Source organism: Nonomuraea sp. NPDC003754, assembly GCF_053605785.1.
Window position 1 is genome coordinate 103359 of the sequence record NZ_JBSGJX010000014.1, and the last position, 15357, is coordinate 118715.

Consider the following 15357-nt stretch of genomic DNA (forward strand, 5'->3'; position numbering starts at 1 on the left):
GCTCGGGGTTCCAGCAACGAGTCCAACGGTCGAGAAACCCCTTACGGGTTGAATCTAAAGGGGGATTGCGAAGGAACTCAATCACCAGACGCGTTTTTTTGGGCACCCGGCGTGTCGGATTCGCTGTTCAGCTCGGCGAGGAAGGTCGCCAACCGGGTCGCCGCACGTTCGGGATCACGTTTGGCGAGATCACAGATGGCCAGGTATCGGCGCGCGAAACGTTCTCTGTGGGCCGTGGGCAGCAGGCGGACGCGGCGGTGCGCCTCGCGCAACCGCCGCGCCAGTTCGTCGTCCTCTAGACGGTCGTCGGCAGCCATGACTGCCGACCATTCTCGTACGTGGTGATGTCGTCGGCGTGACGCAGGGTCAGGCCGATGTCGTCCAGGCCCTCCATCAGGCGCCAGCGGGTGTAGTCGTCGATCTCGAAGGCCACGACCTCGCCGGCCCAGCGGACCTGCCGCTCGGCCAGATCGACGGTGACGGGCAGGTTCGGGTCGGCCTCGACGGCCGCCTGCAGCGCCTCGACCCTGTCGCCCGGCAGGACGACGGGGAGCAGGCCCATCTTGGTGGAGTTGTTGCGGAAGATGTCGCCGAACCTGGCGGCGATCACGACGCGGAAGCCGTACTGCTGCAGCGCCCAGACGGCGTGCTCGCGCGAGGAGCCGGTGCCGAAGTCGGGGCCGGAGACCAGGATGCTGGCCCCCTGGTAGGCCGGGTCGTTCAGGACGAAGGAGGGGTCCTCGCGCCAGGCGGAGAACAGGCCCTTCTCGAAGCCGGTACGGCTGACCTGCTTGAGCCAGACGGCGGGGATGATCTGGTCGGTGTCGACGTTGCTGCGGCGCAGCGGCACCGCCGTGCCGGTGTGCGTGGTGAAAGCGTCCATCGTGGCTGTCCTTGAAGTCGTGTGGTGAGGCCGGAGAGGGTTACAGGTCCGCCGGAGCCGTCAGCCGGCCCGTCACGGCCGTGGCCGCGGCGACCGCGGGCGAGACCAGGTGGGTGCGGCCCCCCTTGCCCTGCCGGCCCTCGAAGTTGCGGTTGGAGGTCGAGGCGCTGCGCTCGCCCGGGGCGAGCGTGTCGGGGTTCATGCCGAGGCACATCGAGCACCCGGCCTGCCGCCACTCCGCGCCCGCGGCCTCGAACACCTCGTCCAGGCCCTCCTTCTCGGCCTGCAGCTTCACCAGCATCGAGCCGGGCACGATCAGCGTGCGGGTCTTGACCTGCCGGCCGCGCAGGATGTCGGCCGCGGCCCGCAGGTCCTCGATGCGCCCGTTGGTGCACGAGCCGACGAAGACGGTGTCGACCTCGATCTCGCGCAGCGGCGTGCCGGCCGTCAGACCCATGTACTCCAGCGCCCGCTCGGCCGCCGACCGCTCGACGGGGTCGGCGAAGGACTCGGGCGACGGTACGGCCGCGCCCAGCGGCAGCCCCTGTCCCGGGTTGGTCCCCCAGGTGACGAACGGCGTCAGCGTCGTGGCGTCGATCTCCACGACCTTGTCGAAGACGGCGTCGTCGTCGCTCCTGAGCGACTTCCAGTGCTCGACGGCCTGGTCCCACGCCTCGCCCTTCGGGGCGTGGGGGCGGTCTTTCAGGTAGGCGAACGTCGTCTCGTCGGGCGCGATCATGCCGGCGCGGGCGCCCGCCTCGATGGACATGTTGCAGATGGTCATCCTGCCCTCCATGGAGAGCTTGCGGATGGCCTCGCCGCGGTACTCGACGATGTAGCCCTGGCCGCCGCCGGTGCCGATCTTCGCGATGATCGCCAGGATCAGGTCCTTCGCCGTGACGCCCACCGGCAGCTCGCCGCCGACCTCGATGGCCATGGTCTTCGGGCGGTAGGCGGGCAGCGTCTGCGTGGCCAGCACGTGCTCCACCTCGGAGGTGCCGATGCCGAACGCGATGCCGCCGAAGGCGCCGTGGGTGGAGGTGTGAGAATCGCCACACACGATCGTCATGCCCGGCTGGGTCAGGCCGAACTGCGGGCCGATGATGTGGACCACGCCCTGGCCGGCGTCGCCCATGGGATGCAGCCTGACGCCGAACTCGGCGGCGTTCTTGCGCAGCGTCTCGACCTGCGTCTTGGAGACGGGGTCGGAGATCGGGCCGAGCACGGTCGGGACGTTGTGGTCCTCGGTGGCGATGGTGAGATCGGGCCTGCGCACCTTGCGTCCCGCCATGCGCAGGCCGTCGAAGGCCTGCGGGCTGGTGACCTCGTGAACGAGGTGCAGGTCGATGTAGAGCAGGTCGGGTTCGCCCTCGGCGCGGCGCACGACGTGCTGCTCCCAGACCTTCTCCGCGAGTGTGCGGCCCATTGATCTCCTCCTTGAGATTGCCCCGACTTGCCTTCTCATATGTCGAGACGGCAGTATCGGTGTATGGACAACTCTAGCGGAGTCGGCGTACTGGACAAGGCCGTTCTCGTGCTCAACGCCCTCGAAGCGGGCCCGGCCTCGCTCGCCCAGCTCGTGCAGGCCACCGGACTGGCCCGTCCCACGGCGCATCGGCTGGCCGTCGCGCTGGAGCATCACCGGATCGTCTCCCGCGACACGCAGGGCCGTTTCGTCCTCGGCCCGCGACTGTCGGAGTTGTCCACCGCGGCCGGCGAGGACCGGCTCCTCGCGGTCGCCTCGCCCGTCCTGACCCAGCTCAGGGACCTGACGGGCGAGAGCGCGCAGCTGTACCGCCGCCAGGGAGACGAGCGTGTCTGCGTCGCGGCGGCCGAGCGCACCAGCGGCCTGCGCGACACCGTCCCCGTGGGCTCGGCGTTGCCGATGACGGCGGGGTCCGCCGCGCAGATCCTGCTGGCCTGGGAGGAGCCCGACCGGCTGCACAGGGGTCTGCGCGGGGCCAAGTTCACCGCCGCGACCCTCGCCTCCGTACGGCGGCGCGGCTGGGCCCACAGCGTCGGCGAGCGCGAGCAGGGCGTCGCCAGCGTCTCGGCGGCCATCAGGGGCACGGGCGGCAAGGTGGTCGCGGCCGTCTCGGTATCCGGACCGATCGAGCGCCTGACCCGCACGCCCGGCAGGCTGCACGCGGTGCCGGTCATGGCCGCCGCCGAACGGATCACCGAGGCGATGCGCCGGGCCAACTGACCGCGCGTGCCGTACGGGATGACCGGTGTGGGAGCGGTTGGACGCGCTCCCACGCGCTCCGTCCCCCCGTTTCGCGACTTTTCGTGATCGGCGCTCCGTCGATTTCGTGGGCCGACCGCGGCCGGAGCGCACTAGCCTGAGTGGGTGACAGATCGCATCGAGCTAGCCGCCGATGAGCTGCGTCCCCTGCTCGAAGAGTTCATCGTGTGGGCACGGGAACACGCCCCGGCCAGCGACCCCGACCTGGTCGGCCCTGCCGCGCTGTGGCACCGGCTGTCCGCTTCCGACGACGTCGCCCGGTGGCGCCGCGCCGACCTCAGGACGGTGTTGCTCGACCGCATGCCCAAGGTCGTCGAGGATCCGGACGAGGCGGCCGACGGGATGATCGGCGCGGTGCGCGCCTATCTGACCTTCCTGTCGGACACCGACAAGCTGGCCAAGGGCTCCGACTCCCTCGATGATCTGCTCGACGAGCTCGACGATCTGGAGGACGACTTCGTCGAGGCCATGGAGGACCTCATCGACGACGACGAGGACGTGCGCGAGGAGACCGGCGACCTCGGCGACTTCGAGCCCTTCGCCGACGAGCTGGCCGACCTGCCCACGATCCGGCTGCGCCCCGACGCCGAGCTCGCCGCCGCGGCGCGGGCCGTCCCGCTCATCGCCAAGGCCCGCGACCTCGCGGTCTGGGTCGGCGACGCGCGCGAGGTGGGCGAGGACAGCCTGCTGTCCGACGCCGAGGTGGAGGAGGCGCTGGCCGTCATCGGCCTGCCCAGGCCGGCGACCGAGGGCTCGCTGTCCAAGGCCGTCCCCCAGCTGTGGAACATCTGGAACCTCGCGGTCGACCTGGAGTTCCTCGAACCCGACGGCGACGACACCGTCAGCGTCGACGACGACACCGCCGAGTGGCCCTTCGACGACGACGAGGACGTGCTCGACGCCTGGATGCTCGGCCTCCACTCCGTCGACTACGGCGACCCCGAGCTGGAGGACGACGACCTCACGATGGCGCTCGGCGGCCTCAGCCGCGGGCTGCTGGTCCGCCTGCTGCTGGGCGGCGGCTCGCGCGGGCTGGCCGCGCTGCGTGAGGAGCTCGCCGAGGCCGCCGCCGACATCGACGAGCTCGGCGCCGACGCCTGGGCCGCCGCCCGCGACCACTACGGCGACCCGCTGGCGCCGGTGCTCGACTGGCTCGTCGGGTACGGCATGCTCACCGTCACCGGCGACGAGGTCACGCTCACTCCCCTCGGCACCGAGGGCGTCGTGCACCTGGTCGACGACGCCGACATCGAGCTCGACGCCCGCCCGGCGATCGACGCGATGACCGCCCTCGAACTGCTGGCCTTCAGCGCCGAGCTGCCCGAGGACGAGGCCGACGCGGAGTTCGCGGCGTGGATGGAGCTGCGCGAGCCGGGCGAGGCCGCCCGCGAGCTGCTGGAGGCGGCCGGCGAGGACGACACCGACGCGCTGATCAGGGTCCAGGCGGCGAGCGTGGTCGGCACGCTCGGCGAGGACGCGATCCCGGCCTGGCAGGCGGCGCTGAAGGAGCCCTCGCTGCGTCCGTACGCGGCCACCCACCTGACGCAGCTGGAGGTGGAGGGCGCTCCCGAGCCCACCCAGGACGACACCCACTGGCTCATCCTGGACATGTGGACGATCTCCGCCGGTCTCGGGCGGGCGGAGTTCGTGAGCAGCCTGCGTGACATCGGGCCCGACCTGCTCAACAACCTGCTCGAGGTGATCTGGAAGATCCCGCACGCGCATGTGGAGGAGCTGCTGGAGCTGATCTCGCAGGTCCACCCGGACAAGCATGTGGCGAAGGCGGCCAAGCGAGCGCTCTTCAAGGCCCGTTCGACCTCCTGACCCTCCGCAGCCCCCCGCCGGTGCCCGGCGGGGGGCTTGCGCGTCTCCGAGTGGAGGATCACCTGCCTGGTCGCGGCGGCGAGGTGGCCGTGGCGACCGGTGGGGTCCGCGGGTGAGGGCCGGGCGCGGCCGGCGGGCCCTCACTCCTCCTTCAGGCGGGTGTGCGCCTCGGCCCAGTCCGCGGGCCGCTCGGCGGTCCAGAACTTGAACGTGGAGCCCGCCATCCGGTCGCGGTAGGCGCCGATGATGCTCCGGTGCGGCTGGCTGCGGGCGAAGGTGGACAGGGCCTCGTCGGACGTCCAGGCCGACAGGGTCCAGAACGTCCGGCGCAGGGGGGCGGCCTTCAGCGTGGCGCCGACCGCGCCGGGGCTCCGCCGGGCCTGCAGCAGGATGCGCATCGACTGGAACAGGAAGCCGGGCACGTGCCACAGGCTGCGCAGTTCGAAGCGCGACGCCATGACCTGCACGGGCTGGTCGTGGGCCGCGGCGGGGCCGGGAATCCACGGGGTGATGATCGCCATTCGGCACCTCCTGATTGGATAGTGACACTCTCCATTATTGGATAGCTTCACTATCCAGTCAACTGGCGGTTTCCCGTAACGAATGCGAAGGATTCTCGCCATGGTCGCGGGCAGGGCGCCGTCACTAGCGTCGGCGCATGCTCACAGCCGTCTTGACCGCGCTCTTCCTCGCCGCCCCGCCACCCGCCGTGGACATCACCCCCGCCCAGGTCGACGCCTACGTCGCCGATTACCAGGAGAGGACGGGCCTGCCGGGGGTGGCGGTCGCGATCACCCGGGGATCCAGGGTCGTCCACGCCACCGGGTACGGCAGGACCGCCTCGGGCGCCCCGTTGACCGCCGACACCCCCATGGCCGTCGCCTCGGTGAGCAAGTCGTTCACCTCGCTCGCCGTCATGCAGCTGGTGGAGAAGGGCACGATCCGGCTCGACCAGCCGGTGCGCGGCTACCTGCCCGAGTTCACGATGGCCGATCCACGAGCCGCGCGGATCACCGTTCGCCAGCTGCTGAACCAGACCTCGGGCATGGCCGACGCCACCTTCCGTGAGAAGAGCCTGCCCCAGCCGGACTCCCTCCAGGGCGCCGTGGCGCGACTGAAGGACGCCCGGCTCGCCACCGCGCCCGGCACCGCCTTCAGCTACCACAACACCAACTACCAGGTGGCCGCGCGACTGGTCGAGGTGGTCAGCGGGGAGCCGTTCGCGGCCTACCTCAAGACCCACGTGTTCACCCCCCTCGGCATGAGCCACAGCACCACGATCGACACCGAGCGCGACATGCCGGACAGCGCGCGCGGCCACCTCACCGTCCTCGGACAGGCGGTCGCCGTGCCCGAGCCGCCCGGCTTCGGCAACGGCTCCGGCGGCGTGATCAGCACGGCGAACGACATGGCCAGATGGCTGATCGCGCAACGCTCCGGGATCGTCTCGCCCGCGAGCACGGCGGAGCTGCGCACGCCGTCCCGGCAGAACGACACCTACGCGCTGGGCTGGTCGATCGGTAGGACCCCGCGCGGAAACCTGGCCATCGGGCACAGCGGCGAGCTGTTCACCTCGACCGCCGAGCAACTGCTCATGCCGGAGTCCGGCTACGGCATCGCGGTCATGGCCAACACCGGCATGGCCTTCGGCGACAGCTCCGCCCTCCTCGACGGTCTCGTCGCCATGATCGAGGGCGGCACCCCCGAGCCGCCGTCGGACCCTTACCTGGTCACCGACCTGGTGTTCCTGCTGCTGACGCTGGTGACCGTCGCCCTGGCGGCGCGCGGCCTGGCCCGCTCGCGGCGGTGGGCGGCCCGCCGTACGGGATGGGGACGGTTGTGGGTGCTGCCGCTCCTGGCGCCCCTGGCGCTGTGCGCGGCGGCGGCGCCCGTCTTCAGGTTCCTGGCCCGGGGGCGCGACGCCATGTGGATCCAGGTGTTCTACCTGTACCCCACGTTCATGCTCTGGCTGGTGACGGCCGCAGTCGCGGGCGTGGTGGTGACGGCCGTGCGGCTCAGCCGTTGAGATAGCGGAGGATGGCCAGGACCCTGCGGCTGTAGCCGGGCGTCGGCGCGAGCCCGAGCTTGTCGAAGACGGCGTTGACGTGCTTCTCGACCGTGCTCTGCGACACGTGCAACCGCTCGGCGATCGCGGTGTTCACCATGCCGGTGGCCAGGTGTTCGAGCACGGCCCGCTCGCGGGGGGACAGCGTGCCGAGCGGGGCGGCCGCCAGCAGCCGCCGGACGACGTCGGGGTCGAACACCGTGCCGCCCGATCCGACCCGCTCGACCGAGTCGAGGAACTCGGCCACCTCTGAGACCCTGTCCTTCAGCAGGTAGCCGAGGCCCTCCGAGGGCCCGGCCAGCAGCCGTGCCGCCGAGGCCTGCTCGACGTACTGCGAGAGCACGAGCACGCCCACCTCCGGCCACCTGCCGCGGATCTCCAGCGCCGCCCTCAGCCCCTCGTCGGTGTGGGAGGGCGGCATGCGCACGTCGATCACCGCCACGTCGGGCCGGTGCTCGGCCACGGCGGCCATGAGCGCGTCGGCGTCGCCCACCGCGGCCGTCACCTCGTGTCCGGCGTCCTGCAGGAGCCGGGCCAGCCCTTCCCTGAGCAGCACGGAGTCGTCGGCGAGGATCAGGCGCACGGCAGCCTCGCCGTCACCGTGGTCGGGCCGCCCGGTGGGCTGTCGACGGCGAAGCTGCCGTCCAGCGCGCGCACCCGCCGCTCCAGCCCCGACAGACCACCGCCCGGTACGGCGCCGCCCCTGCCGTCATCGGTGATCGTCACGGCCACCTCCCCCTCCCGCGCACGCACCTCGACCACGATCAGGCCTGCCTCCGCGTGCTTGTTCGCGTTCGTGACGGCCTCCCTGGCCACGAAGTAGACGGCGGTCTCGATCTCCGGCGCCGGCCGCCCGTCGACCGCGTACGCGACGCGCACCGGTACGGCCGAGCGGTCGGCCACCTCGGTCAGCGCCTCCCGCAGCCCCAGCGTGTCGAGCGCGGTGGGATAGACCCGCCAGGCCACGCTCCGCAACTCGTCGAGCAGTCTCCTGGACTCGACGTAGGCCTCGTCGAGCAGGGCGGGGTCGGCGGTGTGGCGGGCGCGGCCGAGCAGCATCGCCAGGGCCACGCCCCGCTGCTGGACCCCGTCGTGCAGGTCGCGCTCGATCCGCCTGCGCTCCTCGTCGACCGCGCGGACGATGCCGGAGCGGGAGACGGTCAGCTCCGCGATCCGGCGGGCCATGGCCTCGTTCGGATCGGGGCCGAGGAAGCGGTCGGCGAGGTGGCGCTCGACACCGATCACCGCGGCGCCCCAGGCACCGGTCAGCGCCAGGACGATCGCGCCGAGGACGAGCCCGTAGGCCCAGCTGCTGCCGATCAGGCGGAGGCCGGGGAACTCCAGCGGCAGCAGGTCCGCCTCCCCTGACGCCAACTGGGCGGCGCCGCCGTACAGGAGGAGGGCGGCGACGAACGCCCCCATGGCGGCCAGGTAGCCGCCCAGCAGGCCGGTCAGGCCGCGCAGCGCCAGGTAGGCGCGGCCGCCCCGGGCGCTGCCCGCGTGGTGGTCGTACCAGGCGGCCAGGCGGGCCCGCTCCAGGCGCACGAGGGTGGCGGTGACCGTGCGGGCGCGGCGCTCCCCCGCCACCCAGGCGAGGCCGCACCAGCCGAGCCCGGCCAGCCCGGTGGGAACGCCTGCGATCAGGCCGATCGCGCGCCGGGAAAGCGTCGTGGCCGATCGTCGCATGAGGCGGAGTCTAGCCAGGGCCGGTGATCCACCCGAAAACGCAGAAACCCGGATGCCAGCAGGCATCCGGGTTTCTGCCGATGTAGTCCCGACCGGATTCGAACCGGCGCTACCGCCTTGAGAGGGCGGCGTCCTGGGCCACTAGACGACGGGACCGAAGCGGCTTGCGGCAGTGGTAGTCCCGACCGGATTCGAACCGGCGCTACCGCCTTGAGAGGGCGGCGTCCTGGGCCACTAGACGACGGGACCCTGTCCACAAGCGATGTGCCGGGTCTCCCCGGCAACGGATGTAACTGTACCGCACCTCGTGGAGCACAGCCAAACTGACGGCCTACCCACCAGGCATGTCGCGGAAACGCAAAAACGGATGTCCATGTGTGGACATCCGTTTGCAGAGCTGGGGTACCAGGACTCGAACCTAGAATAACTGAACCAGAATCAGTCGTGTTGCCAATTACACCATACCCCACCGCGCTCACGTTTCCCTGTCGGGATCCGCTCGCTGGCGACTCCGAAAGAATAGCCCAGGTAGGGGCACAAGGCCAAAACGATTGCTCAACCAGCGCGTCCGCGGCTCGCTCGTGCCAAGCTGAAGAGGACAAAACACCACGTGGAGGAGCCTTAGCGTTGGCTGAGAACCCGTTCTTCGCCCCCAGCAGCCTGCCCTACCAGCTGCCCCGGTTCGAGGAGATCAGCGAGGAGCACTACCTGCCGGCCTTCGAGCGCGGCATGGCCGACCACCTGGCCGAGGTCGACGCGATCGCGAACAACCCCGAAGCGCCCACCTTCGACAACACCATCGCGGCGCTCGAGCGCTCGGGACAGATCCTCAACAGGACCGCGACCGTCTTCTTCAGCATCGCCGCGTCCAACTCGACCGACGGCATCATGGCCATCGAGACCGAGGTCTCCCCTCGGCTGACCAAGCACAGCGACGAGGTCAGGCTCAACCGCGCCCTGTGGGAGCGGATCAAACGGGTCACCACCGAGGACGCCGAGGAGGCGTGGCTGCTGGAGAAGTACCGTGAGGACTTCATCCGCGCCGGCGCCGACCTGGGCGAGCAGGAGCAGGCCAGGCTGAGGGAGCTCAACGAGGAGCTGTCCAGGCGCTCCACCGAGTTCTCGCAGAACCTGCTCAAGGCCTCCACCGAAGAAGCCCTGGTCGTGACGGACCCCAAGGAGCTCGACGGCTTCGACGAGGCCCAGATCGCGGCGATCCGCCAGGAGGACGGCCGCTACGTCCTGCCGCTGCTCAACTTCACCAACCAGCCGGGGCTCGCCCAGCTGACCGACAGGGAGACCAGGCGCAGGCTCTACACGCTCAGCGTGGAGCGGGCCCGGCCCAACCTGGAACTGGCCGTCAGGATGGCGACCCTGCGCGCCGAGCGCGCCGCCCTGCTCGGCTTCCCCTCCCACGCCGCCTACGTCGTGGCCGACCAGACGGCCAAGACCGTCGAGGCGGTCGAGGAGATGCTCGGCCAGCTCGTCGGGCCGGCCGTCCGCAACGCCAGGAAGGAGGCGGAGGCGCTGGCCGAGCAGGCCGGGTTCGCGATCGAGCCGTGGGACTGGTCGTTCTACGCCGAGAGGGTGCGCAAGGCGCGCTACGACTTCGACGCCGACGCGATGCGGCCCTACTTCGAGCTCAACAGGGTCTTCAGGGACGGCGTCTTCCACGCCGCGACCCAGCTGTACGGCGTGACCTTCACCGAGCGGCCCGACCTCAAGGGCTACCACGAGGACATGACGATCTTCGAGGTGTTCAACGAGGACGGCTCGCCGCTCGGCCTGTTCGCGCTCGACCCCTACGCCAGGGCCACCAAGCGCGGCGGCGCGTGGATGAACAACCTCGTCGACCAGTCGTACCTGTTCGGCGACAAGCCGGTGGTGATGAACAACCTCAACATCACCAAGCCCGCGAGCGGCCCGACCCTGCTCACCTACGACGAGGTCAACACCGCCTTCCACGAGTTCGGCCACGCCCTGCACGGCCTGTTCTCCGAGGTGCGCTACCCCCGGGTGTCGGGCACCCACGTGCCCCGCGACTTCGTGGAGTACCCCTCGCAGGTCAACGAGATGTGGACGACCTGGCCGGAGATCCTCGCCAACTACGCCAAGCACCACGAGACCGGCGAGCCCATGCCCGCCGAGCTGGTGGAGAAGATGAAGGCGGCGGAGAAGTTCAACCAGGGCTTCATGACGGTCGAGTACCTGGCCGCCACGCTGCTCGACTGGGCATGGCACAGGCTCGCGCCGGGCGAGAGCGTGGCGGACGCCGAGGCGTTCGAGGCGGCCGCGCTGGAGGCGGCCCAGATCGCCTTCCCGCTGGTCAGGCCGCGCTACCGGACCAACTACTTCGCCCACATCTTCGCCGGCGGCTACAGCGCCGGCTACTACTCCTACATCTGGAGCGAGGTGCTCGACGCCGAGAGCGTGGAGTGGTTCAAGGAGAACGGCGGGCTCGCCAGGGAGAACGGCGACCACTTCCGCAAGGAGCTGCTGTCGCGCGGTGGCGGGATGGATCCGCTGACCGCCTTCCGCAACTTCCGCGGGCGCGACCCGCGCATCGAGCCGCTGCTCAAGCGCCGCGGTCTCGACTAGCAGCCGCCGCCCGCGGTCCCGGCCGGGCGGCCGCCGCTCGCGCGTTGCTCGGCCCTCGCCGGCGGGCGGCTCCTGCTCACGGGTCGCCGCCCCGGCCGGAGCCCGTGAGCTCCGCGATGGTCGTCCTGAGCCAGTCGCGCTCGGCCGTGCCGGTGGCTCGGGCGATCAGCAGCATGCCGCGGTGGAACGGGTCGGGGGTCTCCTCGGCCCGTAGCGGCCTGCCGTCCTCGTAGAAGAAGCTCGTCGGCCTGTCCAGGAAGGCCAGACGCCTGCGCAGCACCTCGGCCTGGAGTGAAGGGTCCTCCAGCGCCGACAGGAACGTCAGCAGCGCGAAGAAGCGCGTCTGGTCGCTGATGTCCAGCTCGGCCGGTTCCCGCAGCCGCCGCATCAGCTCCTGCCGCCCTTCGGCGGTGATGGTGAGCACCTGCCTGCGCGCCGCGGCCGCGCCTTCCTCCTCGTGCCGTTCCAGCAGCCCCTTGCTCTCCATCCGCGCGATGGCCGGGTAGAGCGCGCCGTCACTGACCGGGCGCAGGTGCCCGGTGAGCGCGGCCAGCCGCGACTTGAGCTCGTAGCCGTGCATCGGCCGCTGGTTGAGGAATCCCAGGATCATCAGCGTCAGATCCCCGCCACTTGCCATGGGCGCATCGTATCGCTATACCTCTAAACGAGATACAGCGAATCGAGGTAAGCGTGATCCGTCTGGCCCTGCCCATCTACGTGGAGTTGCTCACCGCCGTCGTCGCGGTGAGCGTCATCGACCTGCTCTGGGTCTCCAGCCTCGGCGACGCCGCCGTCGCGGCGGTGACCGTGGCGACCACCACCGAGTACTTCGCCTACGGGCTGATCATGTCCCTCGTCACCGGCGTCACCGTGCTGGTCGGCCGCAGGGACGGCAAGGCTCCCATCGCGCCGCTGATCAGGTCGGGCTGGCGGCTGTGGCTGGTGGGTTCGGCCGCGGTCGCGGTTCCCGGCCTGCTGCTGCGCGAGCCGCTGGCGCGACTGCTCACCGCCGACGCCGCCTCGGCCGCGCTGACCGCCGACTTCTTCCTGATCTCGATGGCGGGCCTGCCGATCTACTTCGCGCAGTCGCTGGCCGACGGCGTGGTCAAGGGGCTCGGCAACACCAGGATCCCGATGCGCAACGCGCTGATCTGCAACGCGCTGGTCATCGTGCTCGACCCGGTGTTCATCCACGGCGCGGGCATGGGCGTCCAGGGCGCCGCGCTGGCCACCGTGCTCGCGCGCGCCATCACGCTGGCGGTCTCCCTGCGGACGCTCGCGAGGATGGCGCCCCGCGACGCCGAGGGCGGCGAAGGCGCCTGGGAGATCATCAGGACCGGCCTGCCGATCTCAGCGGACTTCCTGGCCCGCGCCCTGGTCGGGCTGCTCCTCATCGAGATCGTCGCCCGTTTCGGCGTCGCCGCGCAGGCCGGGTACGGCATCGGCATGAAGATCATGCTGGCGGGCGTGATGGCGTTCTACGCGCTGCGGCAGGCCGCCATGATCCGTACGGCCCGCTCGGAGGCGACCGGCTCGCCACTGGTGACGGGACTGGCCTGCGGCGCGCTGGTGGCGCTGGTGCTCAACGCCGTCGCCGAGCCCGCCGCGGCCCTCTTCACCGACGACCCGGCCGCCGCCGTCAGCTTCCTGCGCTGGATGACGCTCTACCTGGTGCCCTTCGGCGGCCTCGTCGCGGCCGGCGGGGTGGCCCAGGCGAGCGGAAGGGGCAGCCGACTGCTCGCCGCCACGCTGGCGGGCTTCGCCGTACAGCTGCCCCTCGCCTATCTGCTGAGCTCGTGGCTCGGTGTCACCGGGGTCTGGCTCGCGATGGCGGCCGGGACCACGCTCAGCCTCGCAGTCGCGCCAGTGCGGCGCGCAGGCGCTCGCGCGAGCGCTCCCGCCCCAGCACCTCGATCGACTCGAACAGCGGCAGGCCCACCGTCCGGCCGGTGATCGCCACGCGCACCGGGGCCTGGGTCTTGCTGAGCTTGAGCCCGCCCAGGGCGACGCCGACGTCCTCCAGCGCCTCCTTGAGCGACTCGGGGTCCCAGTTGACCGTCTCCAGCCGCTCCAGGTAGGCCTCGATGATCTCGGGGGCGTTCGCCTTCATCGCCTTGTCCCACGAGGCCTGGTCGAAGACCGGCTCCTCGACGAACAGGAACTCCACGTTCGACCTGATCTCCGACAGCACGGCGATGCGGGTCTGGGCCAGCACGGCGACCTTGCTGAACAGCTCGGCGTCCCACGAGGGGTCGAGGTACGGCAGGCAGCGCTCCTCGAAGGTCTCCAGCGGCAGGGCCCGGATGTACTCGCCGTTGAAGGCCCGCAGCTTCTTCTCGTCGAAGAAGGCGCTGGCGGAGTTGACGTCCTCCAGGCGGAACCTGGGCATCATGTCGGCCCACGGCATGATCTCGCGGTCCTCGCCGGTGCCCCAGCCGAGCAGCATGAGGTAGTTGACCATCGCCTCGGCGAGGTAGCCCTCCTCGCGGTAGGACTCCAGCGCCACCTTGTCGCGCCGCTTCGACAGCTTCTTGCGCTGCTCGTTGACGATCACCGGCAGGTGCGCCCACACCGGCGGCCTGGCGCCGAGCGCGGGCCACAGCAGCATCTGCTTGGCGGCGTTGCCCAGGTGCTCCTCGCCCCGCACGACGTGGGAGATGTTCTGGGTGATGTCGTCGACCGCGTTGGCGATGACGTAGAGCGGCGAGCCGTCGGTGCGCGCGATGACGAAGTCCTCCTGCGCGCTGTTGGGGAACTCCACCCGGCCGCGGATGACGTCGTCGACGACCGTGACGCCCTCGTCGGGCGTGCGGAAGCGGACCGCGCCCGAGGTCAGGCCACGCTCACGGCAGAAGCCGTCGTAGCCCTTGTGCTCGGAGCCCGTGCGCGCGACCAGGTCCTCGCGGGTGCAGTCGCAGTAGTAGGCCCTGCCGTCGGCCAGCAGCTTGGCGACGGCCTCCCGATGCTGCGGCTCGAAGGCCGACTGGAAGTAGGGGCCCTCGAAGACCGGGTTGGTGCCGTTGATGCCGATCCAGTCGAGCGCCGAGATGATGCCCTCGGTCCACTCGGGGCGGTTACGCGTGGCGTCGGTGTCCTCGATGCGCAGCACGAACCTGCCGCCGGACTGCTCGGCCAGCGCCCAGTTGAACAGCGCCGTGCGGGCGCCGCCGACGTGGAACATGCCAGTGGGAGACGGGGCGAAGCGCACCCGTACTTCAGTCACGAGAGACCACCTTGTTCGTCAGAGTGCCGATGCCTTCGATGCCGACGCTGACCTCGTCCCCGATCTCGAGCGGGCCCACACCCGCGGGGGTGCCGGTCAGGATGACGTCACCGGGAATCAGCGTCATGACCGCGCTGACATAGGCCACCAGCGCGGGGATGTCGTTGATGAGCTGGGAGGTGCGACCGCTCTGCCGGACCTCACCGTTGACCGTGGTGGTCAGGGCCAGGTCGGCGGGGTCGAGGTCGGTCTGGATCCACGGCCCGATCGGGCAGAAGGTGTCGAACCCCTTCGCCCTGGTGAACTGCACGTCCTTCTTCTGCAGGTCGCGAGCGGTGACATCGTTCGCGCAGGTGTAGCCGAAGATGACGTCCTTGGCACGCTCGACCGGCACCTCGCGGCAGAGCCTGCCGATCACCACCGCCAGCTCGCCCTCGTAGTCGACCCGTTGCGACTGGGCGGTGGGGTAGGCGATCGCGTCGCCGTGGCCGATGACCGAGGTGGAGGGCTTCATGAAGATGAGCGGCTCCTCGGGCACCTCGTTGCCGAGCTCCTTGGCGTGCTCGGCGTAGTTTCTGCCGATGGCGATGACCTTGCTGGGCAGCATCGGGGCCAGCAGCCGTACATCGGCGAGCGGATAGCGCTCACCGGTGAACTGGACCTGGTTGAAGGGGTGCCCGGCGATCGCCGAGACGACATCGCCCTCGACCACGCCGAAGACGACCTCGTCGCCTGTGGAGAACCTCGCTATACGCACATGACAAGGCTAGTGCCGTCCACCCGATGCCTCGGCGGCTCCATTAATCGCCAAAACCCCCTTTAAACCGCGAATG

The 15357-nt window shown here is 70.4% G+C and carries 14 protein-coding genes and 3 tRNA genes; 5 read left to right on the top strand and 12 right to left on the bottom strand.

The window, feature by feature from the left end; all coding sequences use genetic code 11:
- Positions 1-77: 77 nt before the first annotated feature.
- Genes ACWEVS_RS19360 through leuC form a run of 3 tightly spaced genes read right to left on the bottom strand, consistent with a single transcriptional unit; the run spans position 78 to position 2309 of the window.
- Positions 78-317 carry an SCO5555 family protein gene (locus ACWEVS_RS19360; RefSeq protein ID WP_354909598.1) on the bottom strand — a complete coding sequence of 80 codons (240 nt, stop codon included), beginning with the start codon at positions 315-317 and terminating at the stop codon, positions 78-80.
- On the bottom strand, positions 296-883 hold the full coding sequence (gene leuD / locus ACWEVS_RS19365; RefSeq protein ID WP_354909601.1) for a 3-isopropylmalate dehydratase small subunit: 588 nt from the start codon (positions 881-883) through the stop codon (positions 296-298). The genes ACWEVS_RS19360 and leuD overlap by 22 nt, the downstream gene beginning before the upstream one ends.
- A 40-nt stretch (positions 884-923) precedes the next feature.
- Positions 924-2309 carry a 3-isopropylmalate dehydratase large subunit gene (gene leuC / locus ACWEVS_RS19370; RefSeq protein ID WP_449929280.1) on the bottom strand — a complete coding sequence of 462 codons (1386 nt, stop codon included), beginning with the start codon at positions 2307-2309 and terminating at the stop codon, positions 924-926.
- Between the two features lie 63 nt (positions 2310-2372).
- Between leuC and ACWEVS_RS19375 the strand changes: the two genes are divergently transcribed.
- Positions 2373-3089 (top strand): IclR family transcriptional regulator, encoded by a 717-nt coding sequence (locus ACWEVS_RS19375; RefSeq protein ID WP_354909607.1) that lies wholly within the window; start codon positions 2373-2375, stop codon positions 3087-3089.
- Between the two features lie 144 nt (positions 3090-3233).
- Positions 3234-4952 carry a hypothetical protein gene (locus tag ACWEVS_RS19380; protein ID WP_449929278.1) on the top strand — a complete coding sequence of 573 codons (1719 nt, stop codon included), beginning with the start codon at positions 3234-3236 and terminating at the stop codon, positions 4950-4952.
- Between the two features lie 140 nt (positions 4953-5092).
- On the opposite strand, the gene ACWEVS_RS19385 is transcribed toward ACWEVS_RS19380, so the two are convergent.
- Positions 5093-5473: a hypothetical protein gene (locus tag ACWEVS_RS19385; protein ID WP_452412471.1), complete on the bottom strand. Its 381-nt coding sequence runs from the start codon at positions 5471-5473 to the stop codon at positions 5093-5095.
- A gap of 137 nt (positions 5474-5610) precedes the next feature.
- Here ACWEVS_RS19385 and ACWEVS_RS19390 point away from each other — a divergent pair, with 137 nt between their 5' ends.
- The gene (locus ACWEVS_RS19390) at positions 5611-6978 is read left to right on the top strand and encodes a serine hydrolase domain-containing protein (RefSeq protein WP_452552630.1); all 1368 of its coding nucleotides are present in this window, start codon (positions 5611-5613) and stop codon (positions 6976-6978) included.
- Here ACWEVS_RS19390 and ACWEVS_RS19395 read toward each other — a convergent pair.
- From ACWEVS_RS19395 to ACWEVS_RS19415, 5 genes are all read right to left on the bottom strand, one after another.
- Positions 6968-7600: a response regulator transcription factor gene (locus tag ACWEVS_RS19395; RefSeq protein WP_452412469.1), complete on the bottom strand. Its 633-nt coding sequence runs from the start codon at positions 7598-7600 to the stop codon at positions 6968-6970. The two genes, ACWEVS_RS19390 and ACWEVS_RS19395, sit on opposite strands and share 11 nt — an antisense overlap.
- Positions 7591-8703, bottom strand: a complete 1113-nt coding sequence (locus ACWEVS_RS19400) for a sensor histidine kinase (protein ID WP_452552632.1) — start codon at positions 8701-8703, stop codon at positions 7591-7593. The genes ACWEVS_RS19395 and ACWEVS_RS19400 overlap by 10 nt, the downstream gene beginning before the upstream one ends.
- 83 nt (positions 8704-8786) lie before the next feature.
- Positions 8787-8859: transfer RNA gene (locus ACWEVS_RS19405), tRNA-Glu, on the bottom strand.
- A 17-nt stretch (positions 8860-8876) separates the two neighbouring features.
- A tRNA-Glu gene (locus tag ACWEVS_RS19410) sits at positions 8877-8952 on the bottom strand.
- A gap of 148 nt (positions 8953-9100) precedes the next feature.
- Positions 9101-9172, bottom strand: a tRNA-Gln gene (locus tag ACWEVS_RS19415).
- A gap of 158 nt (positions 9173-9330) precedes the next feature.
- Here ACWEVS_RS19415 and ACWEVS_RS19420 point away from each other — a divergent pair.
- Positions 9331-11301 (top strand): M3 family metallopeptidase, encoded by a 1971-nt coding sequence (locus tag ACWEVS_RS19420; protein ID WP_449928714.1) that lies wholly within the window; start codon positions 9331-9333, stop codon positions 11299-11301.
- Between the two features lie 76 nt (positions 11302-11377).
- Here the strand turns inward: ACWEVS_RS19420 and ACWEVS_RS19425 are convergent, their stop codons facing one another.
- Positions 11378-11938: a PadR family transcriptional regulator gene (locus ACWEVS_RS19425; RefSeq protein ID WP_449928716.1), complete on the bottom strand. Its 561-nt coding sequence runs from the start codon at positions 11936-11938 to the stop codon at positions 11378-11380.
- A 53-nt stretch (positions 11939-11991) separates the two neighbouring features.
- Here ACWEVS_RS19425 and ACWEVS_RS19430 point away from each other — a divergent pair, with 53 nt between their 5' ends.
- Positions 11992-13254: an MATE family efflux transporter gene (locus ACWEVS_RS19430; RefSeq protein ID WP_452412465.1), complete on the top strand. Its 1263-nt coding sequence runs from the start codon at positions 11992-11994 to the stop codon at positions 13252-13254.
- Here ACWEVS_RS19430 and gltX read toward each other — a convergent pair.
- Positions 13148-14524 (bottom strand): glutamate--tRNA ligase, encoded by a 1377-nt coding sequence (gene gltX, locus ACWEVS_RS19435; protein WP_452552634.1) that lies wholly within the window; start codon positions 14522-14524, stop codon positions 13148-13150. The two genes, ACWEVS_RS19430 and gltX, sit on opposite strands and share 107 nt — an antisense overlap.
- Positions 14517-15281 (bottom strand): fumarylacetoacetate hydrolase family protein, encoded by a 765-nt coding sequence (locus tag ACWEVS_RS19440; protein ID WP_354909632.1) that lies wholly within the window; start codon positions 15279-15281, stop codon positions 14517-14519. Before ACWEVS_RS19440 ends, gltX begins: the two co-directional genes overlap by 8 nt.
- Positions 15282-15357 lie beyond the last annotated feature (76 nt).